Genomic DNA, 23,771 nt, shown 5'->3' on the forward strand with positions numbered 1-23,771 from the left:
CCCGCCTACGCGCCCGCCGCCCGCGGGCGGTCGGGCATGTCCACCACCACCGGCTTGAGGCTGCCGGTGCGGATCTTCTCCTGGAGCTTCATGATGCCCTGGATCAGCATTTCCGGGCGCGGGGGACAGCCCGGCACGTACACGTCCACCGGCACGATGCGGTCCACGCCCGGCACGATGGCGTAGTTGTTGAACACGCCCGCGCACGAGGCGCACGCGCCCATGGCGATGACCCACTTGGGCTCGGACATCTGGTCGTAGACCTGCCGCAGCACCGGCGCCATCTTCACGCTCACCCGCCCGGCCACGATCATGAGGTCGGACTGCCGCGGGGAGGCGCGAAAGACCTCCGCGCCGAAGCGGGCCAGGTCGAAGCGCGACGCCCCGGCCGCCATCATCTCGATCGCGCAGCACGCCAGCCCGAAGGTGCACGGCCAGATCGAGCTCGCGCGCGCCCAGCCGACCATCTTCTCCACGCTGGTCAGCAGGATGCCTTCGGGGACCTTTTCCTCTAGTCCCATTCGAGCGCCCCCTTCTTCCAGATGTAGACGTAGCCGGCCAGCAGCAGCGCGATGAACACCAGCATCTCGAACAGCCCGAACAGCTTCAGCTGCTTGAACGCGACCGCCCACGGGTACAGGAAGACGGCCTCGATGTCGAAGATGATGAACAGCATCGCGACGAGGTAGAACTTCACCGAGAAGCGCTCCGAGGCGCTCCCCACGGGCTCGATGCCGCACTCGTAGGGCATGTTCTTCTCGCGCGAGGGCCGGTGCGGGCCCACGAACCGCGAGGCGGCCACGGTGGCGGCCGCGAAGCCCGCCGCCAGGAGGAACAGGATGAGCGCGGGCAGGTAGGTGTGGATGAAGTCGGTGGAACCCGGTGCCATGGGTGACATGAGCGTTCCGTCGTTTCCCGTCCCGGGGCCCCGCGAGAGGCCCGCGTCCCTGCGGGCTCATGCAGAGCCCGCAGCCCTGGGACCCCCTCAGGGGATCCGCTTCCCAAACCGGCACATTCTAGTCTGCCGGGCGGCCCGAGTCCAGTAGGGCAGGCGTTCCTGCCTGCCGGGTTTCACGACACCCGCAGGTCCGGCACGAATGCCCGACCTGCGTGGGCGGGCATGCCTGCCCGCCCGCGCGCGTCAGCGCGAGTTGAGCTTCCTCACTTCCGCGGCCACGGCCGGGACGACCTCGAACAGGTCCCCCACCAGCCCGTAGTCGGACACCTTGAAGATGGGCGCGTCGGCGTCCTTGTTGATGGCCACGATGCACTTCGAGCCGGTCATCCCGGCCAGGTGCTGGATGGCCCCGGACACGCCACAGGCCACGTACAGCTTGGGCGATACGGTCTTGCCCGTCTGGCCCACCTGGTCGGCGTGCGGGCGCCAGCCGGCGTCCACGGCGGCCCTGGAGGCTCCCACCACGCCTCCCAGCGCGGCGGCCAGGTCCTCGAGCACCCCGAAGCCCTCGGGCCCCTTCAGACCGCGCCCGCCGGACACGATGATCTCGGCCTCGGTCAGGTCCACCCTGCCCTGCGCCGCGGCCTTGAGCTCCACGGTGCGGACCTTGAGGTCCCCCTCACCCACCGGCGCGGGCATGTTCTCCACGGTCGCGGAGCGGGAGGCGTCCGGCGCCAGCGGCTCGAAGATCTTGGGCCGCAGCGAGGCCACCTGCGGAAGCCGGTCCCAGGTGAGCTCGGTCACCACCTTGCCGGCGAACACCGGCCGGGTGGCCACCAGCCTGCCGTTCTCGGCGCGCAGCGCGGTGCAGTCGGTGGCCAGGCCGGCGCCCAGGCGCGAAGCCACGCGCGGGGCGAGATCCTTGCCCATGGCCGAGGCCGCGAACAGCACCACCGCCGCGCCGGTCCTGCCGGCCGCGTCGGCCACCGCGGCGGCGTACCCGTCGGGGGTGTAGGACTGGAAGTGCGGGGCGTCGTAGACCAGCACGCGGTCGGCGCCGGCCGCCCCCATGGCGTCCACGCCGGCCACCTGGTGGCCCGGGACCACGGCCACCACGGGCGCGTTGCCCAGCCCGGCGGCAAGGCCCCGGGCCGCGCCCAGCGCCTCGTGCGACACCCTGCGGATGGAGCCCTCGCGGGCCTCGATGAAGACCAGGATTGCCATGGCGTCCCCGCGCGTCAGATGACGCGCGCCTCCTCGCGGAGAACCCGCACCAGCTCCGCCGCCGCCGCCGCGCCCTCGCCGACCATCCGGCCGGGCTTGCGCGCCGGGGGCGGAGTCACCGCCTTCACCACCAGGCCGGGGGCCTCGAGGACCACGTCCGACTCCTGGATCTCCTTCTTCTTGGCCGCCATGATGCCCTTGAGCGAGGGGTAGCGCGGCTCGTTGAGGCCCTTCTGCGTGGTGATCACCGCGGGCAGGGCGCACTCGCAGACTTCCAGGCCACCCTCGATCTCGCGCTCCGCGCGCACCCGGCCGCCGGAGACCTCCAGGCCGGTCACCACGGTGACGCACGGCAGGCCCAGCAGGTCCGCCACGCGGGGGCCCACCTGCGAGCCGTCGTCGTCTATGGCCTGCTTGCCGAAGAGCACCAGGTCCGGCGCCAGTTCCTTGAGCTTCGCCGCCAGCGCCACGGCCACGGCGCGGCCGTCGGCGTCGCCGGTGTCGGCCTTGAGCAGCACCCCGCGGTCCACACCCATCGCCAGCGCCGTGCGCATGGAGGTCACGGCTCCCGCGGGGCCCAGGCAGAGGACCGTGACGTCCTCGGCGGTGCCCGCCTCCTTGAGCTTCAGCGCGGCCTCGATGGCGAACTCGTCGTACGGGTTCACCACCAGGCTCACGCCCGAAAGGTCCACGTGCCGCCCATCCGCGCCCACCTTCACGCGGGTCTCGGAATCCGGCACCTGCTTGAGACAAACGACGATCTTCACGGCTCGCGCTCCGCGGATTGTGAAATGGTTCACGAGAGTGGTCGGAATTCGCGTTATCAACCAGCCCGGAGGGGAAAACCTTGCTGGACTGGCGCATTTTGGCGGTTGCGGACGCCCGTGTCAAGGCGCGGGCATCGGGCCGGGACGTCCGGCGCGGGGGGCATGAGGTGCGCCGGGGGGCAGGCGGGCCGGGACGGCTGGCGGGGGCGACGGGCACTCTGAATTGGCGGGGGCGACGGGCACTCGGACCGGCCCCTGGGCGCACCGCTTAAGGAAAGAGGACGGCGCCATCATGGCGCCGTCCTCCCGGAAAGGCTTCGAGTGAGACCGGGCGGTTACTGGAAGTGGACGTTCAGGCTCACGCGGTGCGCGTTCCCGAAGCCCGACTCCTTTTCGCCCGTGAAGGCGTAGTCAGCCTGCAGCTTGCTGACCTTCACACCGAGACCCGCGTTGAACTTGGAGTCGTTCACGCCGGCACGGAGGAACGCCATCGCGTCATCACCGAACTTCACGCCGTACTCGCCGCCGCCGTGGAGCACGGTGGCCGAGTTCTCGGTCCGCTCCACGTCCATGGCGAAGCGCAGGCGCTCCATGGGGTACAGGCCGGCGCCGATGCGCAGGTTGACCGGAAGGCGGTCGCCGCCGACCTTGCCGCCCATGTCCTGCAGCACGCCGCCCAGGGTGAGCATGTCACTGACCTTGAACTGCACGCCGGCGTCGAGGCCGACGCCGTTGCGCTGCTGGCTGTTCAGGCCCTGGAAGTAGCCCTTCAGCGTGAACCCGAAGGCCGCGCGGTCGGTGCCGACACCCACCGAGAGGCCGACGATGTTGTCGAACTCGCCGAAGTTGCTGGTCGAGTTGCCCTGGCCATCCCAGCCCTGGACGTCCCGGATACCCGAGTTCAACCAGGTCACGCCCAGCGAGAAGCTCTGGAAGCGGTGCGCAACGGCGATGTAGTTCTGGAAGCGGTCATTGGAGAGACCGGTGGTGTACATGGAGCTCAGGCTGGTTGCGCCTTCGCCCATCATGTAAAGCCCCGCGGGGTTCCAGTAACCCGCGGCCGCGTCGTTGGCCAGTCCGACGTAGGCGCCGCCCATGCCGAGCGCGCGCGCATCGAACCCGGTCCGCGAAAGCGGGGCGAAGTTCTTCGCATCCGAACTGTCTTCGGCCCACGCGGGCACGGTCACGGCAAACAGCGCCAGGCCGGCCAACAGGACCAGGGAGCCTTTCCGGAACATCTTTGCTACCTCCTTGTCTGTCGTTTTCAAGGACATCGGCGGGTCGGGGGCCCGGTTACCCGGGCCCCCTCCTCCACTCTTACCGGGCCACGGCGATCTTGATCATCGCCGTCGCGGTGCGGGAGCCGTCGCTGGCCTTGATCCGGCCGAGGTAGACACCACGGGCGACGGTCTTGCCGTCGTCGGTGCGGCCGTCCCAGACCCAGGTGGACTGGGGGGTCGCGTTGTCCACGTGCTTGGTGCGGACCGTGTTGCCCGCCAGGTCGAAGATGGTGACATCGACGGTGGCGTTCTTGGTCAGACCGAACACGATGGTCGTGGTGTTGTTCGGCGCCTTGTTATCGAACGGGTTCGGGTAGTTCTTGGCGTCGCCGCTGATCGCGAGCGTCTGCGACTGCGTCACGCCACGGAAGGTGCCCACGTTGCCGACGTTGTCGGTCACGTTGACGACGAGGGTCTTGCCGTAACCCGGGTTGCTCATCGAGATCTGGTGCATCGCGGCGTCGTACGTGAACGGCCAGGAGGCGCCGTCGACCAGGACCTGGATGCTCTCCGAGTTGACGTTGTAGTCGCCGTTGCAGTCCGTGGACGCGATGTCCAGCTTGATCGTGCCGTCGGAGATGTTGGCGCCCGTGGCGAGAGTGACCACCGGGCGGGACGCGTCGACGGTAAAGTCGTACGTCGCCGTCCGGAAGTTCTTGGGCGTGCCGTTGTCACCCACGGTCAGCGTGGCCTGCAGCTTGGTGCCGTCGGCCAGGTTGAAGGAGGTGGCGTCCGTCATCAGGTCGCCCGAGAAGCTCACGTCCGAGATGCGGTGGGTGGCAAGGGTCGCGCCCGTGGTCACGTTCTTGTACGCGATCACGAGGGAGTTCTTGTCCACGCCGTTGCCGTTGTCACTGATCTGGACCCTGATCACCGGGTTCGGGCCCACGCAGATGCCCGTGGCATTCTGGGTGGTCGGACCGGCGAAGTTCAGGTTGATGGTCGTGTTGATCTCGAGCGGAGTCGCGCCGTTGTTGAGCGAGTCCTTCACGCCACCGGCCGCGTGGTACTGCCGCGCGTCGTCGGTGTAGTGGTACGAGCTGTCCACGAACCAGTCACTCACCATGCCACCGTACGCGACCGCGCGCAGGTGATCCCCGTCCTTCAGGTCGAAGTTGGTCTTCGCCGAGAAGAACCAGGTGGTCACGCCGTCGGCGGTCCTGGACGAGTCACGGGTGATGTTGTTGTTGTACAGCGTACCCTTGTAGTGCGGGTACCGCAGCGACGCGTTGTCCCGGTCGAACTCCTGGACAAACACGTCCACCGCCATGCGCGTGGCGCTCAGGCCGGCGCCGGCGTCACTCGCGCTGAACCGGATCACCGGGTTGTTGCCCTGGTAGACCGGGGTCAGGTTGGTGACGGTCGGACCGTTGGCGTCCACGTTGAACTGGGTCTCGACGAACGTGTAGTCGCCGGTCGCGGAGGAGGCGGCAACCTTCAGCTGGTAGTTGCCGGTCTTCAGCGACGGGAACGCGCCGTCGTCGTTGCCCGGGTTGTTGTCGAAGCAGCCTTCGCTCTCGGACACCTCGTAGCAGATGTTCATGAAGCCGCTGCCCGACTCGTAACCCATCTCGTCATCAAGACCGCAGTGCGTGAAGCTGGTCTTGTAGTCGTAGATCTTGATGTAGTTGCCACCCACCGGGCGCATCCACGCCATCACGTTGTCGACCTTGTCATTGCCGAACGTGTGGTTGATGAGCGCCGAGAAGCAGGGGCGCGCATCCACGAAGCCGTTCACCGGCATCTGCAGGTGGGCCGGCCACGTCATCTCGCCCGGCAGGGCCTTGACGTCCGTGATGGTGATGTTGCCGTTGTGGACGGTGAAGTCCTTCTCCACGACGGCGTAGTAGCCCGCCTCGGTCACCCACGCCGTCGCCAGGTTCTGGCTCGGGTCAATGGTGACCTGGGTGGTGTGGTTCAGGTCCCACGCACCGGTGTCGAAGTCCCACAGCGCCACGGTCAGGGCGTTCGCGGTGTTCGCGCCCAGCGGGGTGCCGTACTTCAGGACCAGCTGCACCGGCTTGAGGAAGCTCGGGGCCGAGGTCTCGGTGCTCTGCTTCGAGATCAGTCCCCTGTCGTTGTACCCGCAGATTTCCACGCCGTACATGATGTTGCCGTACGCCGAGGGCACTCCACGGATGCGGTTCACGTCCGGCTGCGGCTGCGGCATGTCCGTCGGCAGCAGCAAGGCGTGGCTGGTGAAGCTCACCGAGGCCGGCGGGAAGTACGCCTGCGCAACCGGCAGGCCGCCCACGGTCTCGAGGCTGCGGATGGTGCTGTAGGAACCGAGCGACGGGGTGACCGAGAAGGCGGTGAGGCCGGCCATCTCGAGGTCCGTCACCAGTCCGTTATTCAGGCCCGCGAACACCCACGCCAGACCACCGTCGCTGGTGATCGTGTTGAGCGGCACGGAGCCCGCGTACAGGGTCGAGTTGATGGTGTTCTGACGCATCGCAACCGCGTAGGCCACGTAGGCGTCGTCCGCGGTGTTGACCGCGCGTTCCACGGCGAGGACCGCCGGGACGCCACCGGTGCCGTCCGTCGTCACCTGGACCAGCGCGCTGTCACAGTCCGTCTCGTTCGAGGCGAAGCTGATGTTCGCGATCTGCGCCAGGTTGGTCATGGTCCAGTTCGCCAGGCCGCTGCTCACCGCGAGTGCAGCCGAGGTGACCGGGGCCAGGGTCGGGTCGCTGTTCGCCGCGGTGTCCTTCGCGACGGCACGGAATTCGTACGTGCCGTTCGCGTACTTCGCCGCGTCGAACGTCGTCTTCCACAGGGTCCACGCCACGTTGCCGTTCGCGAGCTTGCGGACGACGCGGTTGCCGAGGCCCTTCGCCGCGGCCGGAGTCAGCGTGCCCCTGAAGACCTGGGTGCTGATTCCGACGTTGGTCCAGGAGCCGGCGCCGCTGAGGCGGGCCTGGAACTGGACGTCGTTCACGTCCTTGTCGTAGCTCACCGCGTAGACGGCCTTCGGCAGCAGACCCGCGATCGAAGCGACCGGGGAGAGCTGGTCGGAGACCAGCACGGTGGTGCTGGCGACTTCGGAGAAGTTGTGCAGGTTGTCCCACGACTGGAAGTACACGGTGTACAGGCCGGCGGCCAGACCCGTGGTGTTCCACAGGGTGGTGAACGCACCGCTCACACCCTGGCTCGCGGCCATGCGGACGTCGAACATCTGGACGCCGCTGCCGTTGTAGACGTGGAACCAGACGCTGTCGACGCCCACGTTCAGGGCGGCGGTCGGCACGTCGTCGTAGGTGGCCGCAACCAGCGCCACGTTGGTGCCCGCGGTCACGTTCACCGGGACCGCCGTGACCGGCTGGCCGGCGACGGTCTGGAAGAACGCGCGCGGCGCGTTGAAGTCAATGTTGTACAGCACGTTGTCCGGCGTCGCGACCGTCCGGGCCCCGCTGCACGCGTTGTCCGTCACCGTGGCGCGCAACTGCACCTTGCCCACGTTGCCGAACTGGCTCGTCCAGGTCGAGATCGCCGCGCCGTTGAACAGGTAGCTCAGGGCGTACGGCGTGTTCGCGTCGCTGCCCAGGTTCAGCCAGTTGGACGCGATCTCGGCCGAGGCAGGCGTGATCGGGCTGCTCGGGAGAACGGTGGCAAGCTTCGCCTGCCACGCGACGTTGGTCACCGGCGCGATGCTGCGGGTCACCGTGGCGCTCAGGCTCATGATCGGGGTGTGGGTGCGGCCGTCGAAGGCCGTGCCCGTGCCACCACCGATCCACGTGCCGCCGCCCAGGGGCTCGACCACCGGGCCCATGGTGAGGGCCGGACCGGCGTTGTCCACGATCACGCTGATGTTGTTCACAGCGGGGTCGAAGTTGCCGGCGGAGTCGATTGCGGCCGCGCGGACCAGGTACTGGCCATCCGCGAGGAGTCCGATCGTGTGCAGAACGCCGGTGTAGGTCTTGGGCGAACCCGAGGCCGCGGCGGTCAGCATCGAGTCGAACGGCGTGAAGCTGCCGCCCGAGACGCTCTTGTAGTCGAAGCGGACCTTACGAATGCTGGAGGCGTCGATGACCATCGCGCTGAACGAGACGTCACCGTACACCACGCAGCCGTTGTTCGGGGCGGTCACGACCGCCTGGTTCGGGTTCACGTTCGTGACGCCGATCTGGATGGCGTCGGTCGAGGTGACCCCACCGAACCTGTCGTAGATCTTCACGGTCAGCGTGCCCTGCCAGTAACCGTTCACCTGCAGGTAGGTCTGCAGGCCGGCGAGGCGGGACAGGCCGAACCCGAAGTTGTACGGGGACACGGTCACGTGGCCCAGCTGGATCGTCGCCGGCGTGGTGCCGTACACGTTGGAACCGGCGCCCAGGTTCGGGCCGGTCAGCGTGTACTCGGCGTACGCGTCGACGCTGTTGTTGGCGTTGTCCTGCGGGTTCACGTACAGCGAGTCGTTGCCGCTCGCGTACACCCAGCCGCTGCCACCGAGCAGGGTGCTCGGGTAGTAGATGGTGGAGGACGTGACGTCCGTCACCTTCCACAGGGCGAAGGCCGGGCCCGAGGTGGTGTAGAACTGCACCGCCGACGGGGGCACCGTCGCCAGCGCGGTCGGGAACGTACCCGGGTCGAACTCGGCGTCGGCGTCGGAGTCGTACGCCATGTTGCCGGCGGCGTCGAAGCCGATCACGCGAACGTCGATCGAGTCGTTGGACGGGAACGTGCCGTAGGTCAGCCAGTACGCGCCGTCACGCAGCGTGTTGACGGTGCCCATGCTGGTGTACGAGAAGTACTCGTCGGCGACGGTCTTCCGCTTCCAGAAGAACCGCGCGGAGGTCACGTCGGTCGCGTACGGGCCCTGCGGCGTGGCCTTGAAGGTCACGGTCGTGGGCATGGTCACGCGGCCGCCGATGGTGACCGGGTCCACGATGGCCAGCGCCAGCGTCGGCGCCAGGGCGTCGTAGATGAAGGTCGTCGTGGTCGTGACCGTGTTGTTCGCCAGGTCGTACACGGTGGCCTTGATGTCGTACTGACCGTCATTGGCCATCCCGACGATCTTCGTGTAGCTGACGCTGCGGTTCCAGCTGTAGCTGTAGGTCTGGGTCGCGACCGCAGTGCCCTTCGGACCGCCCTTGCCCTTGGTCTCTTCTTCGACGTCCGGGCGCGGGAGAATCACGATGGTGTCCATGAACGCGCTGGTCGCGTGGTTCCACAGGGTCAGGACCGCCGCGCCCAGGCCGGCGTTGTCCGACGCCGCGAGCGAGATCGTGTACGGCAGGGCGAGGCGCGTGTTCATCAGCGGAGCGGTGAAGTGCGCCGTCGGCGGCGAGGTGTCCTTCAGGTAGAAGGACTTCGTCGAGCTGCACTCGTTCCCGGCGCTGTCGCGCACGAACACGTACGCGGAGCCGGTGAACCCGCCCGCGGTCGGCGAGGTCGCAACCGCACCCGAGGACGGGTAGCGGATCACGACTTCGTGCGTCAGCGCGGCGGTGTGCAGCCAGCCGTAGGTGTGGACGTCACCACCCAGGTCGGAACGGAAGAAGAACGGCAGGCCGAGGCGGTCGCTGACCGCGTCGGTCACGCGGACCGTCAGGCTGACCGAGTCCACACCGGTGTCCACGATCGGCAGGACGCCGCTGCTGGTCTCCTGGCCGTTGATCTTGATCAGCTCACAGACCGGCGGCTGGTCGTCCCAGACGAAGCACAGGTTGTTCAGGCCGCCCTGGATCAGGCTGTTGGCCCGCTCGTACGAGTGCTGCGGCGACTCGAAGTTCCCGTGGACGTCGGATGCCGTCACGGTCAGTTCGAAGTCGTCCTGCAGGCTGGTCGAGTTGTCGATGCTGGCGATCTGGTACATGAACCAGTACGAGCTGCCCACCTGGTCCATCGGACGCGGGAGCGAGCCGAGGCCCATCTCGTTCACGTCGATGTTGGCGTCATCCCACGGTCCCGGCTGGTTGCCCGGGGTGCTCGGGTCGACGTCACGGAACCGGATGTGCAGGCGCACGCTGCCGCCCGAGATGTCCGGACCGTTGGAGCTGTCCACGACCGCGTAGACGTACAGGTGGTGGTTGCCACCCGTGCTCAGGTTGGTGGACGGACCGTACACGCCGCACTGGCGGGTCGGCGAAACCAGGTTCACCGCCGGCGCCAGGGTGTCGGCGAAGGTCGAGTAGTAGAACGTGTTCAGCTCCAGGTTGCCGCCGTTGTCGCGGGTCCGGACGCCGAACAGGTAGTGGGCGTTCTGGTTGAACTTCACGACCTTGGTGGCCGGGTTGCCGCCCGTGCCGAACAGGTCACGGATGCGGTGGCTCACGTTGCCCGAGATGCTCAGCGTGTCGTTCCAGGGGATCGTGTCAATCACGGTCGCCCAGTTGATGTCGCCGCTGGGGGCGCCGGAGAGCCAGTTGGACTGCGCGTAGACGTACCACGCGCCGCCGCCGGCGTTCTTGGCGGTGCTGCGCATCCCGCTGCGCGGGCTGCCCACACGTCCGCCGTCCTTGGTGCCCGAGCTCGGGGCGAACTGCATGTCCAGCTTGCCGCTGTCCGCCATGGCGAACGAGACGTCGGTCACGCGGTTCGGCACCCAGCTGTCCACCGGGATCATCGAGTACGGGCCGGCGTAGCTGTCACCCGGGAAGCCGGTCGGGGCCCAGCCGGAGTCGACCTGGCCCACGCCCAGCAGGGTGCGGGAGTAGGCGTACCACTTCGGGAACGCCATGCCCGTGATCGCGCCGGTGTTGGCCACGGTGTACGGACCGTCCGGCTGCGCCAGGAACCCGGTGTTCCCGTTGGAGACCGTCACGGTCGGGCGGTTGTAGGTGTCCGCGGCGTAGCGGTCGCGGGTCAGGCCGGAGCCCCACGCGTCGTTGTACGCCGTGGTCCCGTCGAGCACCGAGAAGGTGTCGGCCCAAACCGTGTCCGTGCCCAGCGGGCGCCAGCCGGTCTTCGGCAGGTTGTAGCGCATGCTGTGACCGAACGCGCGCAGGTCCACCACCAGCGAGTCAATGTCGCTGGAGGCGTTCTTGACCTTGACCTGGGCGACTTCCGGCGCGAGCAGCAGGCCCGAGCCGTAGTTCTTGGCGCCCATGTCGATCACGCCCTTCACCAGGATGCCCGACATGTTGGTCGTGCTGTCCGGGAAGGAGTTGGCGCGCAGCGTGCGGTTGCTGGTCACGGTGTCAATCCACACCGTGAACGGCAGCGACAGGAACGTCACCTGCGCAGAGTCGACCGCCACGTCCACCGGCGGCGTGTAGCCGCAGGTGCGCGAGAAGATGTCGAACTGCGTGATGCGCACGTCGAGCACGTCCCCGTTGTGGGTCCGGCCGACCGAGTTCATGTCGTAGGTGACCAGGTAGTTGCGCGACTGGCCCGGCGCGAAACGGGTGTTGCCGTTCGCGAGGACCGAGCCCACGCCGCTGCCCGAGCCGACGGTCAGGGTGGCCTTGGCGGGCGAGCCGGAGAACGGCGTCGCGCCGGCGGTGCCACCGACCACGGCCATCAGCGTGTCGCCGGTCTGGATGGTGTCGGCGGTGTTGCCGGTACCCTTCAGCCACAGCTTCACGGTCTTGACGTCGATGTCGTTGGTGTTCTCACTGGTCACCGTCACGGTGATCAGGGAGTCGAACAGGTTGCCCTTGAACGCGCCGAGGCCGCTCGCGACACGCGTGGTGTCGCCGCGACCGAACAGGCGCAGGCCGGCTGCCGGCCCGGGGCTCTTCGACGAAGCGAAGCCCGTGTCCGGCGCCTGCAGGCCGAAGTACAGGATCGGAACGTTGGTGTCCTGCTGGCTGGCCTTGTTCAGGGCCGGCTGGCCGACGGCGTTCAGCGAAGGCGAACCGTAGTGGTTGGCCTGGGCCCACGGAAGGATGCGCTCGGCGGTGGCGGTGTAGGTGGCACCCGCCTCCAGCGTGCGCGCGACCGCGGTCACGGTGCTGTCGTTCTCCAGGGGGCCGAGCAGCCAGGAACCGGAACCGTTGTTGAAGATCCCGGTGGTGGCCCACATGGTCGAGTCCTGGAAGACGGAGTTGAGGACCACGCCGCTGGCGCCGCCCTGGAAGGCGATCCGGAGCTTGCTGCCGTTGGTCACCTGCTGCGCCATCGTGTAGACGACGAACAGGCCCAGGTGCGGGTCGGTCTGGGCGAGCGAGTCACCCGCGGCGGTGGCCAGGGGCCACGAGCCGGCGACGTTGCTCTTCCAGTGGGTGTTGGCCGGAACCGTCAGGGTCTGGCTGAAGGTGATGAAGGTCGCGATCGAGTCGGTGGCTGCCGGGCCGGTGAAGGCCAGGTTGGCCGGGCTCGTGGCGACCAGCTGGTCGGCGCTGTCCCAGAGATTGTTTCCGTTGGTGTCGACGTAGATCCGGACTTCATCGATGTTGCCGATGTTGTCGTTCTTGTCGGTCACCTTCACGGCCTTCACGGTGTCCTGGACGTTCGAGTACACATCCAGGCGGCCGACACAGAACGCCTGCTTGTTGTGGACCACGTACGTCGCGCTGTCCTGGGCCGCACCGCGGGAGAAGAACACGCGGGAAAGTCGGGTCAAGTAGTTCCCGACGTATCCCGAGCGCACCCCGTGGTTGGTCAGGGGAGTGACGTACGTCTGCGCGGCGTTGGCACTGGGCACCAAGCTGGGCACCAGTCCGACCGCGCAGATCAGGGTCAGCAGCAGAGCGCCGACCGTTTTCCGCCAGCCATTCATTCCCGAACCTCCTTGTGGATGAACCGGAATCACGTTCACTTTCTCTCTAAACCCCTGTGGCCCCGAAGGGCCCTGTTCATTGCTTCTGCGTATCTCACAAGCCGCCCGATCGGTTTCTGGCGGCGACGTCCGGTGGCTTGCAGTCCTCTCGTTTCCCCCTCCACCGGGTCCGGCGCTGGGCCGGTGGGGGCTGCCCGCATTCATCGGAGCCCCCTTCCAGACCGGGATTCCCAGGCGGTGATCCCCCCGGCGCTGAGGCCGAGGAGACGGGACGGAACTGAGATCATCGGACCACCTCTCTTGGAGACTGCATGCCTAGAAATCGTGAAGGACGCAATAAGGCCATTGCCCCTGCGTCGAGCCGAAAATGTTCGCTGCTTGTGCAGATGTGGGCTGCGGCCCGTCGAGCTGCCGCGCCACGTAACCAGTGAGAGTTCTATCCAAGTGACGCCCGGGCTGTCAACCCGGTCTCTACCTGGGTCTCCCATAACAGAAGCGCTCCCTCGCTTCTGCCCTCCCTGTGGTCGTGAGGCTCGGGGTGGGAGGGCGCCGCCCGGTTCGCGAAACTCCCTTGCACGGAATTTCAGCCGAGACACGGGAAGCAGTGCGGCCGTGAAGGGACATGATGAAGCACTCGTTGCCCGTGCGCAGAAGAACGGAACAACCGGGCGCACCCTATCACCGGCCCGAAGAGAGTGTCAACGGAAAACTGCCCGTGCACACGCTCCCTGCATATTCGACCGCGTTCAGGGCCACCTTCACCGCATTCCCCCTGGGCGCACTTTCTCCGTTCAGCGCAACGCAATAGAGCCGCCGAAGGGCGCATCGCAAGTTCTGTTCCAGCCACTGGGAAACGCGCGTCAATGTACCTTTCGACTGCGGCTTAGCTGGCCGCGTCGCCCGCGACATGTGGTGTTATGTAAAATATCGAGCGTGCGCAACCGACCAATTGCTGGGCAGAGCGCACGAAGTGAGCGGTCGAGATAATATGTAATCGAGTGGGGGCGCCCCGACGGGCGCCCCCACTCGATTTTCTCGAAAACGACCGGTGGAAAACTCAGTGGGCGTACGTGGGAGGGCTCTCCGGGTCCTTGGACGCCCGCTCGGCGGCCGGCATCAGCGCCCGCTCCAGCACCTCGTCCATGGTGTCCACGGTGATCAGCTGCAGGTCGCGGCGCACTTCCTTGGGCAGCTCCGCGATGTCCTTCTCGTTGGCCTTGGGAATCAGGACGGTGCGCACTCCCGCGTGACGCGCGGCGACGGTCTTCTCCGGCAGGCCGCCCACCGGCAGCACATTGCCGCGCAGGGTGATCTCGCCGGTCATGGCCACGTCGGCGCGCGTCGGAACCCCGGTCAGGGCGGAGATCAGGGCGGTCGCCATGGTGATGCCCGCGGACGGGCCGTCCTTGGGCATGGCGCCCTCCGGCAGGTGCACGTGGATGTCGAGGTCCTTGTAGAACCATTTGTCCAGACCCAGGCGTGCGGCCCGCGAGCGGGCGTAGCTCATGGCCGCCTGCCCCGATTCCTTCATCACCTCGCCCAGCTTGCCGGTGAGCACCAGCTCGCCGCGGCCGGGCAGGACGCTGACTTCCACGGTCAGCACCTCCCCGCCCACCTCGGTCCACGCCAGCCCGGTGGCCACGCCGACCCGGTTGCGCGTCTCGATGGGGCTCTCGAGGAAGTGCGGCGGGCCCAGCACCTTGGACAGGTTCGCCGGCCCCAGCCGCAGGGAGGACTTCACCACCCCCTCGGCCTTCTTGCGGGCCACCCGGCGGCAGATCCGGGCGATCTCGCGCTCCAGGCTGCGCACGCCGGCCTCCCGGGTGTACTCGTTGATCAGCTTGCGCAGACCCACGTCGGTGATGGAGAGGTCCGTCTCCTTCAGCCCGTTGGCCTTCAACTGCTTCGGGACAAGGAAGTTACGTGCGATCTGCACCTTCTCGGTCTCGAGGTAGCCCGGCAGGCGGATGATCTCCATGCGGTCCTGGAGCGCCGGCGGGATGGCGAACAGGGAGTTGGCGGTGGTCACGAACATCACGTCCGAGAGGTCGAAGTCCACCTCCAGGTAGTGATCGTTGAAGGTGTGGTTCTGCTCGGGGTCCAGGACCTCCAGCAGGGCCGCCGCCGGGTCGCCGCGGAAGTCGGCGCCGAGCTTGTCGATCTCGTCGAGCAGGAACAGGGGGTTGCGGGTGCCGGCCTTGCGCACCGCCTGGATGATCCGGCCCGGCATGGAGCCGATGTAGGTGCGCCGGTGCCCGCGGATCTCGGCCTCGTCGCGCACCCCGCCCAGGCTCATGCGCACGAACTTGCGGTTGACCGCGGAGGCGATGCTCTTGCCCAGCGAGGTCTTGCCCACGCCCGGGGGGCCCACCAGGCACAGGATCGGCCCCTTGAGCGCGCCCTTGTTGAGCTTCATCACCGCGATGTACTCGACGATGCGCTGCTTGACCTTCTCCAGCCCGAAGTGGTCGGCGTCCAGCTGCTTCTGGACCGCCTTCACGTCCGCCATGTCCTTGGTGCGCTTGGCCCACGGCAGGGCCACCAGCCAGTCCACGTAGCTTCGGACCACGGCGGCCTCGGGGCTCATGAAGCTCATCTTGGCCAGCCGGTCCAGCTCCTTGAGCGCCTTGTCCTGGACGTCCGCCGGCATGCGGGCCTTCTTCACCGCCTGCAGCAGCTCGTCCACCTCGCCCGAGAACTCGCTCTGGTAGCCCAGCTCCTTGCGGATCGCCTTGAGCTGCTCGTTGAGGTAGAACTCCTTCTGGTTCTTGTGCACCTGGCTGCGCACCTGGCCCTCGATCTTGCGCTCGAGCTTCACGATCTCGAGCTCCTGGGCCAGGATCTTCGAGAGCTGGCGCAGGCGGCCGACGGTGTCCTCGACCTCGAGGATCTCCTGCTTGGTGGCCACCTTGTTGATGAGCAGGTGGCTGGCCACCGTGTGCGCCAGGCACGAGGGGTCGGCGATGTTGTTGGCGGTGAGCAGCACCTCGTCGGGGATGCGCCGGTTCATGTGCACGTAGTCGTTGAACGACGACAGCACCATGCGGTTGAGCGCCTCCACCTCGGAGCTGGCGGGCGTGCCTTCGCCCAGCATCTCGACCTGCACCAGGTAGTAGTCGTCGGCCGGCAGGAAGCGCTTCAGGCGCGCGCGGGCGATGCCCTCGACCAGCACGCGCATGGTGCCGTCGGGCAGCCGGAACAGCTGCAGCACCCGCACCACGGTCCCGACCTTGTACAGCCCGTCGCGGCCGGGGTCGGCCACCTCGGGCTTCTTCTGGGCCACGCAGAACAGGATGCGGTCGCGCGCGACCGCGCGCTCGATGGCGTTCACGGACGGCGCCCGCCCCACCAGCAGCGGCGTGGTCATGTAGGGGAAGATCACGACGTCCCGGAGGGGCAGCAGCGGCAGCTTCTCCTGGATCTCGAAGACCTCGTCCCCGCGTTCGACGATGGCGATGTCGCCCTTGTTCTTCATGGTTCGGTCGGATTCCCAGGGGTGTGGGTGAGCTGCGCGGCCCAGGCGCGTCGTGGGGGGCGTTTCAGGCCACGATGCCCGGGGCGGACCGCCCCGGGCACGTGTTTCACCGGATACCGGGCGGTCAGGCTTCCTTGCGCTTGCGCTCCCCGCGGAACGTCAGCGCCGGCGGGGTGCGCTCCACGATGGTCGAGCGCGTGATGACGCAGGTCTGCACGTCCGAAGTGGACGGGATGTCGTACATCACGTCGAGCATGCGCTCCTCGAGCACCGCCCGCAGCCCGCGGGCCCCGGTGCCGCGCTTGCGGGCCATGCGGGCCACCTCGCGCAGCGCCTCGGGCTCGAACTCGAGCTTCACGCCCTCCATCTCGAAGAACTTCTGGTACTGGCGCACGATGGCGTTCTTGGGCTCGGTGAGGATCCGCACCAGCGACTCCTCCTGGAGCGAGTCCAGCGTGCCCACCACCGGCAGCCGGCCGACCAGCTCGGGGATCAGCCCGTAGCGGAGCAGGTCCTCCGGTTCCACCTGGGCCAGGATCTCGCACACCTGCCGGTCGCGCTTGCTCTGGATATCGGCGCCGCATCCCCTGACCTTTTCGCTCGATGATCTTTTCCAGGCCCTCGAACGCGCCGCCACATATAAAGAGAATGTCTTTCGTGTTGACTTCGATGTACTTCTGCTGGGGGTGCTTGCGCCCGCCCTGCGGCGGGACGTTGGCCACGGTGCCCTCGAAGATCTTGAGCAGCGCCTGCTGCACACCCTCGCCCGACACGTCGCGCGTGATCGAGGGGTTCTCGCTCTTGCGTGAGATCTTGTCGATCTCGTCCACGTACACGATGCCGTGCTCGGCGTTGACCAGGTTGAAGTCCGCCGCCTGCAGCAGCCGCACCAGGATGTTCTCGACGTCCTCGCCCACGTAGCCCGCCTCGGTGAGGCAGGTGGCATCCACGATGGCGAACGGCACCTTGAGGAACCGCGCCAGGGTGCGCGCGAGCAGCGTCTTGCCCGTGCCCGTGGGGCCGATCAGCAGGATGTTGCTCTTCTCCAGCTCCACGTCGTCCGTGGTGGCCGGGGTGTAGATGCGCTTGTAGTGGTTGTACACCGCCACGGCGAGCGTCTTCTTGGCGCGGTCCTGGCCGATGACGTAGTCGTCCAGGATGCGCTTGATCTCGCTGGGCTTGGGCAGCGCGCCGCGCTGGACGGGCTGCTCGCGTTCCCCTTCACCTTCGAGGATGTCGTTGCACAGCTTCACGCACTCGCTGCAGATGTAGACCGACGGCCCGGACACGAGCCGGGCCACCTCGTCCTGCTGGCGACCGCAGAACGAGCAGCGGATGGGATGCGGGGATGCGACGCGCTTTTTCATGTGGTGGTCTTTCCGCCTCGGCGGCTACTGCCGCTTCACGAACACTTCGTCGACCAGGCCGTAGGTCTTCGCCTCCTCGGCCGACATGAAGTAGTTGCGATCGGTGTCCTTGTCGATCTTCTCGACGCTCTGGCCGGTGTGCGTGGCCAGGATCTGGTTGAGCTTGGACTTGAGCACCAGGATCTCCCGGGTGGCGATCTCGATGTCGGCGGCCTGGCCCTGCGACCCGCCCATGATCTGGTGGATCATGATCCGGGAGTGCGGGAGCGCGCTGCGCTTGCCCGGCGCGCCCGCCGCCAGCAGCACCGCCGCCATGCTGGCGCACTGGCCCATGCAGATGGTGGCCACGGGGGCCTTGATGAACTGCATGGTGTCGTAGATCGCCAGCCCGGCATTCACGATGCCGCCCGGCGAGTTCAGGTACAGGTAGATGTCGCGGTCCGGGTCCTGGGCCTCCAGGAACAGCATCTGCGCCACCACCACGTTCGCCACGGTGTCGTCGATCGCGGTGCCCAGGAAGATGATGCGGTCCTTGAGCAGACGCGAGTAAATGTCGTACTGGCGCTCGGTGCGGCCGTCCTGCTCGATCACGAACGGCATCGGGACGTAGTTCTTCGGGCTCTCGATCTTCATGGTTCCCCTATTCTAGCACACCCGCGGGCCCGCTTCAGGAGGACGCGGGCTGGGACGCCCGCGGCCGGCTGACGGTCTTCACCTGCGCCGCGTTCACCAGGAACTCGTACACCTTGCGGTCGGTGAGCGCGTCCTCGATCCGGGCCAGGTTCCTGGGAGTGCGAACCACGGCCTCGTCCGGGGCGCCCCGCCCCTCCGCCTGCGCCTCCGCCGCCCCCGCCTGCACGATGCGGGTGACCTCGGCGTCCATCTCCTCCTTCGACGGCGCCAGCTTCTCGGCGCGCGCCAGGGCCTCCCACAGGAGCTGGCGCTTCACCGAGCGCTCCGCGGCGGGCCGGTACTCGGTCCGGACGCGGGCGACGTCCTCGTCGGAGACTTCCTTGTTCTCCTCCCGGGCGCGCTCCACCAGCCGGTCCAGGAGGTCCTCCACCATGGATTCGGGCGGGGCGAAGTCGTTGCGCCGAACGACCTCTTCGGCCACCGCGGCCTCCAGGCGCTCGCGCGCCGCAAACCGCTCCTCGCCCTCCAGCCGCAACCGGATACGGGTGCGGAAGTCCTCCAGGTCCTTCGCGCCGAAACGCGTGCTGGCGAAGTTATCGTCCAGTTCGGGGAGCTTCTTCTCCCGAACCTCCTTGATCTTCATGTCGTAACGGACCTTTCTGCCCGCCAGCTTCGGATTCCCGAATTCCGCGGGATAATCCACCGTCAGCGTGCGCCCCTCCCCCGCGCGGGCGCCCAGCAGGCCGTCCCGGAACTCCGGGAGCAGCCCTCGCGCGCCCAATTCCAGCGGATAGTCGTGGCGCTTGCCGTCGGCGACCGGCTGGCCGGCCTCGTCCCGGGCGTCGTAGTCCACGATCACCACAGCCTCCAGCCCCGCCGGGGCCTCCGACACCGGGTATTCGGCGCTCCGCTGCCTCAAATCCTCCAGGATGCGGGCGACGTCCTCTTCGCCCACCTCGGTCACCTCCTGGGTCAGCTCCAGGCCCTTGTAGTCCCGGGGCTCCAGCGAGGGCCGCACCTCGAAGAACGCGGTGAAGCGCAGCGGCTGCCCGGCGTGGTAGTGCAGGTCCTCCACGCGGGGGCGCAGCGCGGTGTCGGGGTCCACGCCCGCGTGGCGCAGCGCCTCGGCGAAGGACTCGGGCAGCACCAGGTCCAGCACCTCCTGGTCCAGGCTGTCGGACAGCGTGGAGCGCACCAGGCTCTCGGGCGCCTTGCCCTTGCGGAATCCCGGCAGGCTCATCCGGCGCTGGTACTTCTGCACCAGCCCGTCAATGTGGCGCTGCACCACCTCCACGGGGACTTCGACGTCCACCGAGCGCTTCCAGTTCTCGTGCTGTTTCAGTTCCACCTTCAAAGGTCGCGTCTCCTGTGCCGCCCGGGGCGGCCGGCCGGGCGCCTGCGGGCCCGGGTCAGAGCGTGGTGCGAGAGGGGGGACTCGAACCCCCATGGGTTGCCCCACCGGCTCCTAAGGCTGGCGCGTCTGCCAGTTCCGCCACTCTCGCGGCGCGGGGCGAAGCTCTCCCGGCCGGCGACGGCCGCGGGACCCGGCCCGGCGGAACCGCGGGCCGCTAGCCCGCGGCCCCCATCATGCGCGCGAACACCTTCGCGTCGCCGATCATGTAGTCAATGACGCAGAACTCGTCCGGCTGGTGGGCCATCGAGCGGTTGCGCCCGATGACCACCGCGGGAAGGCCCTTGCGGCGCGGGAACGCCGCCACGGTGCCCCCGCCGATGCCCAGCAGCCGCGGCTCCACGCCGTACACGGTGCGCAGCGCCTCGGTGGTGAGCCGCACCACCGGCGCGTCGGGCGGCGTCGGCGGGGCCGCGTGCGAGAGCTTGCCGGGCTCCACGTCGATCTTCACGCCGTACTTCTGCTCCACCGCGTCGGCCCGGCGGCGCACCGCGGCCACCACCTCGGCGAGCGGGATCTCGGGCAGCACGCGGCAGTCCACGTGAAACACGTCGTCACCCGGGATGGTGTTCACGTTCGGCACGTTGGGCTCCTTCTTGGTGGGCTCGAACGTGCTGACCGGCGGGTCGAACGTCGGGTTGGACTGCGGAAACTCCTGGTACAGCCCGTCCAGCGACACCACCAGCGCCGAGGCCGCGCGGAACGCGTTCACGCCCAGTTGCGGCGTGGAGGCGTGGCACTGGCGGCCGCGCGTGCGCACCCGGATCCAGGCGCCGCCCTTCTCGGCGATCTCCACCTCGCCCCCGTCCTCGCTGCCGCCGTCCGGCACCACCAGCAGGTCGCCGGGGCGCACCAGGTCGGTGTGGTCCATGACGTGGGCCATGCCCAGCGCGCTTCCGGTCTCCTCGTCGGCCATGAACATCAGGCCCACGTCCAGCGGGAAGCGGACCTTCTCCGCCAGGCAGGCCTTCAGCGCGAAGAACGAGGCCACCAGGGACTGCTGGTTGTCCTCCACCCCGCGCCCGTAGATCTTCCCGTCCTGGACACGCGCCGTCCACGGGTCGCCGGTCCACAGGCTGGCCTCGCCGGGCGGCACCACGTCGGTGTGGGTCATGATCCACAGGGTGCGCGACGAGTCCGCGCCCTTCCACTTCGCCACCAGCGTGGGCCGGATCCCCGAGGGCACGCGCGGGTCCGGGGCATTCACCTCGGTGAGAAGATCCGGGCGCAGCTCCGCGACGCGCGATTTCAGGAATTGCTCCTTCTTCAGCTCGCCCTCGCCACCCGAGGTGGGGCACAGCGCCGGAATGGCGCACAGCGCCACCTGCAGCGCCACCATCTCATCCCGCAGCGACTCCACCCGCCTCGCGGCGCGCTCCCAGTCCGCGGCCTGCCACACGGTCACAGGCCCCGGAACGCGGGCTTGCGCTTGTTCAGGAAGGCGTCCAGTCCCTCGCGCGCGTCGGAGGACGTGTAGGCCAGCGCGAACAGGTCACCCTCGTACTGCTGCGCCTGGGTGAAGGGCATCTCCAGCCCGCGCTGCACCGACTGCAGGGCCAGGCGCACGGCCAGCGGGCCGCGCGAGAGGATGGTCCCCGCCATGCGCGACGCCTCGGCGCGCAGCTCCTCCACCGAGGGCAGCACCCTCTGCACCAGCCCGGCCTGGAAGGCCTCCTCGGCGGTGAGCGCGTCGCCGGTGAGGATCATGTGCAGCGCGCGGCCCCTGCCCGCCAGCCGGGACAACCGCTGGGTGCCGGCGAAGCCGGGGATGACGCCCAGGTTCACCTCGGGCTGCCCGAAGCGCGCGTTGGCCGAGGCCAGCCGGATGTGCGTGGCCATGCACAGCTCACAGCCCCCGCCCAGCGCGAACCCGTTCACCGCGCCGATGACCGGCTTGGGGCACTGTTCCACCTTGTCCAGCACCGCCTGCCCGTGGCGCGCGAACTCGCGCGCGCCCATCACGTCGAGCTGCGCCAGCTCGGAGATGTCCGCGCCGGCCACGAAGGACTTCGCCCCCGCCCCGGTGAGGATCACCACGCCGGTGTCCGCGTCGGCGGCCAGGGCGGTGAAGGCCGCCGACAGGTCCTCGAGCGTGGCGTGGTTCAGCGCGTTCAGCTTGTCGGGCCGGTTGACCGTGACCGTGGCGACGCGGTCCGAGCGCTCCACCAGCAGATTGGCAAACTTCATCCTCGCAACCCTCCCACCTTGCTGCACCATCCCCTGCCCGCGCGGGTCCGCCGGCCGGGGGCCGGGGGCTTCGCGGGCTCACTGTTCGATGACATGCGTGCTCTCGGGAAACGTCGCCGTCCACAGCGCAGCGTCCAGCCGGCCGTTCTTCACCGCCCGCGACAGCTCCATGCGGAGGTCCTCGCCCGATTCCAGTTGAATGCGGACCTTGCGCGGAAGGTACGTTGCGGGATCCAGGAACAGCACCGCCCGGCGCACCGCCAGGGTTCCCGGGCGCAGCGGCTCCAGCGTCAGCGCCGGGGCGCCCGCGCGCATGAGCCGCCGGTCCTCCGGTGTGGGCCGCGTGCCCAGCCGGTAGATGCGGGCCAGCTCCGAAGTGGGCTGTCCCAGGATGAGCAGCCCGACCTGGGCCCGCTCCTCGGGCTTGAGCCGGTAGTGGACGGCCTGCCGGAGACGGCCCACGTAGATCCAGCCCTCGTCGCCCCGGACCAGGTACTTCTCGGGCCGCGGGGTGTGGAACTCCAGCATCCACCGGTCCGGGCGCTGGTAGAGGAACAGGCCGCAGCCCTGATCCTCGGCCCGGCGGCTCTCCGGGTTGGGCCAGGCCAGGTTCGCCTGGTAGGTTCTCACGGAGGCCCACGCCCCGTCCACCCGGCGGCACAGGGCGTCCAGCCCGGGCTCCGCGGCCGCGCCGGCGGGCCCCGTCGCGGGAGCCATCGCCAGCAACGCGGCTACCGCGGCCGCGCGGAGAAGATCTCTTCCCAGGATGTCCACGGCACCACCTTCAGTTCGGAGTCCGGGGGCGGGCCGAAGGCCACGCCGTCCATTCCGGAATCCAGCCGCACGTCGCCGAATTCCATGGTCAGGGTCTGCCGGCGCTCCGGGTCTGTCCACCGGATGCGCCGCGGGTAACCACCGCCCTGCACCTCCGCGTAGCGCTCGAAATCGACTTCCAGAAATTGCTCGCCCGAATCGTGCCGCCGGGTGAATCGCAGCGGCCGGCCCGCGGGGTTGAGGCGGAGCTCCCAGGTGCCCAGGCTGTCGCGGCCCGCGACGCGCGCCCCCGTGGAATCGGTCACCGTGTCGGCGTCGCCCGGGGGCCCGCCCAGCGGGTCCAGGAACAGCGCCTGCGTGAGCCGGCCCGGGTCCAGCGGCGTCACCCGCACCTGGTCCTTGCGGCCGGCCAGCACCGCCCCGAACCGCGGCACCGCGACCCAGAACGAGTCGCCGCGCGCGGTCAGGTCGAAGGCCTTGAAGAACCCGAAATGGGTGGCCAGGCGCAGCCGGTCGGGGCCCTCGGCCGAGAGGTATCCCTCGATCACCGCGCGCTCGTCGCCCTCTCGCTCATAGGCCAGCACCACGTCCGAACGCACCGTGCGCGGACCGGCCAGCCCGGCCGCCGGCACGGCGAGGACCACCGCCGCCAGCAGCCCCGCGGCGATCGCCCCGTTCAGTCGCGCACCCGCATGCACCGCGCGCTCGCGGTCGCCAGCAGCTCCCCGGTGGCCGCCACGCGCGCCTCGGCCCGGGTGTCCACCACGCGGCCGCGGTCCGCCTCGATCCAGCCTTTCCACAGCACCTCGTGTCCGGTCGGAGTGGGGCGGTGCAGGCGCACCGTGATCTCCGAGGTGAGCGCCCGCCGGCCCAGCATGTGCAGCAGACGCACCATCAGCTCGTCCAGCACCAGCCCCACCAGGCCCCCGTGCATGCGCCCCGCGTAGCTCTGGTGCTCGCGGCCCGGTGTGAACCGGGTGAGCAGGAACCCCGAGCCGTCCAGCTCGAAGTCCAGCCGCAGACCGATGGGGTTCTCGGTGCCACAGGCGAAACACCAGCGGTCGTCCTCGGTGGCGGAAGCCGGGCTCATGGGATC

Annotated in this window: 14 protein-coding genes, 1 tRNA gene and 1 pseudogene; all 16 read right to left on the reverse strand. The window is 68.5% G+C overall.

The genetic code is table 11. The features are described from left to right. Window positions 1-5: 5 nt before the first annotated feature. Entirely contained in the window at window positions 6-521 is a 516-nt protein-coding gene (locus HZB25_03245) for an NADH-quinone oxidoreductase subunit B (GenBank protein ID MBI5836241.1), read from the reverse strand. Continuing rightward, window positions 512-889, reverse strand: coding sequence for an NADH-quinone oxidoreductase subunit A (locus tag HZB25_03250; GenBank protein MBI5836242.1), 378 nt, complete (start codon window positions 887-889; stop codon window positions 512-514). The genes HZB25_03245 and HZB25_03250 overlap by 10 nt, the downstream gene beginning before the upstream one ends. Window positions 890-1,141: 252 nt before the next feature. After that, a complete protein-coding gene (locus tag HZB25_03255) occupies window positions 1,142-2,122 on the reverse strand; it encodes an electron transfer flavoprotein subunit alpha/FixB family protein (protein MBI5836243.1) in 981 nt (326 codons plus the stop codon). A gap of 14 nt (window positions 2,123-2,136) precedes the next feature. Next, window positions 2,137-2,889 (reverse strand): electron transfer flavoprotein subunit beta/FixA family protein, encoded by a 753-nt coding sequence (locus HZB25_03260; protein ID MBI5836244.1) that lies wholly within the window; start codon window positions 2,887-2,889, stop codon window positions 2,137-2,139. Window positions 2,890-3,224: 335 nt separating this feature from the next. After that, window positions 3,225-4,127 carry a hypothetical protein gene (locus tag HZB25_03265; GenBank protein ID MBI5836245.1) on the reverse strand — a complete coding sequence of 301 codons (903 nt, stop codon included), beginning with the start codon at window positions 4,125-4,127 and terminating at the stop codon, window positions 3,225-3,227. Window positions 4,128-4,206: 79 nt separating this feature from the next. Further along, window positions 4,207-12,828: a T9SS type A sorting domain-containing protein gene (locus HZB25_03270; protein ID MBI5836246.1), complete on the reverse strand. Its 8,622-nt coding sequence runs from the start codon at window positions 12,826-12,828 to the stop codon at window positions 4,207-4,209. Between the two features lie 1,057 nt (window positions 12,829-13,885). Then, on the reverse strand, window positions 13,886-16,303 hold the full coding sequence (lon, locus tag HZB25_03275) for an endopeptidase La (protein ID MBI5836247.1): 2,418 nt from the start codon (window positions 16,301-16,303) through the stop codon (window positions 13,886-13,888). A 124-nt stretch (window positions 16,304-16,427) separates the two neighbouring features. Then, a pseudogene (gene clpX, locus HZB25_03280) lies at window positions 16,428-17,670 on the reverse strand (ATP-dependent Clp protease ATP-binding subunit ClpX). 24 nt (window positions 17,671-17,694) lie between these two features. Further along, on the reverse strand, window positions 17,695-18,303 hold the full coding sequence (clpP, locus tag HZB25_03285) for an ATP-dependent Clp endopeptidase proteolytic subunit ClpP (protein ID MBI5836248.1): 609 nt from the start codon (window positions 18,301-18,303) through the stop codon (window positions 17,695-17,697). Between the two features lie 34 nt (window positions 18,304-18,337). Next, entirely contained in the window at window positions 18,338-19,651 is a 1,314-nt protein-coding gene (tig, locus tag HZB25_03290; protein ID MBI5836249.1) for a trigger factor, read from the reverse strand. Window positions 19,652-19,720: 69 nt separating this feature from the next. Continuing rightward, window positions 19,721-19,805: transfer RNA gene (locus tag HZB25_03295), tRNA-Leu, on the reverse strand. Window positions 19,806-19,871: 66 nt separating this feature from the next. Further along, entirely contained in the window at window positions 19,872-21,053 is a 1,182-nt protein-coding gene (locus HZB25_03300) for a M20 family metallo-hydrolase (GenBank protein ID MBI5836250.1), read from the reverse strand. Window positions 21,054-21,115: 62 nt separating this feature from the next. Beyond that, window positions 21,116-21,901 carry an enoyl-CoA hydratase/isomerase family protein gene (locus tag HZB25_03305; GenBank protein ID MBI5836251.1) on the reverse strand — a complete coding sequence of 262 codons (786 nt, stop codon included), beginning with the start codon at window positions 21,899-21,901 and terminating at the stop codon, window positions 21,116-21,118. 78 nt (window positions 21,902-21,979) lie between these two features. Continuing rightward, a complete protein-coding gene (locus HZB25_03310; GenBank protein ID MBI5836252.1) occupies window positions 21,980-22,675 on the reverse strand; it encodes a hypothetical protein in 696 nt (231 codons plus the stop codon). Continuing rightward, window positions 22,633-23,373 carry a hypothetical protein gene (locus HZB25_03315; protein ID MBI5836253.1) on the reverse strand — a complete coding sequence of 247 codons (741 nt, stop codon included), beginning with the start codon at window positions 23,371-23,373 and terminating at the stop codon, window positions 22,633-22,635. Before HZB25_03315 ends, HZB25_03310 begins: the two co-directional genes overlap by 43 nt. Further along, window positions 23,352-23,765: a PaaI family thioesterase gene (locus HZB25_03320; GenBank protein MBI5836254.1), complete on the reverse strand. Its 414-nt coding sequence runs from the start codon at window positions 23,763-23,765 to the stop codon at window positions 23,352-23,354. Before HZB25_03320 ends, HZB25_03315 begins: the two co-directional genes overlap by 22 nt. Window positions 23,766-23,771 lie beyond the last annotated feature (6 nt).

It is taken from the genome of Candidatus Eisenbacteria bacterium, assembly GCA_016235265.1.
GTDB lineage: Bacteria > Eisenbacteria > RBG-16-71-46 > RBG-16-71-46 > JACRLI01 > JACRLI01.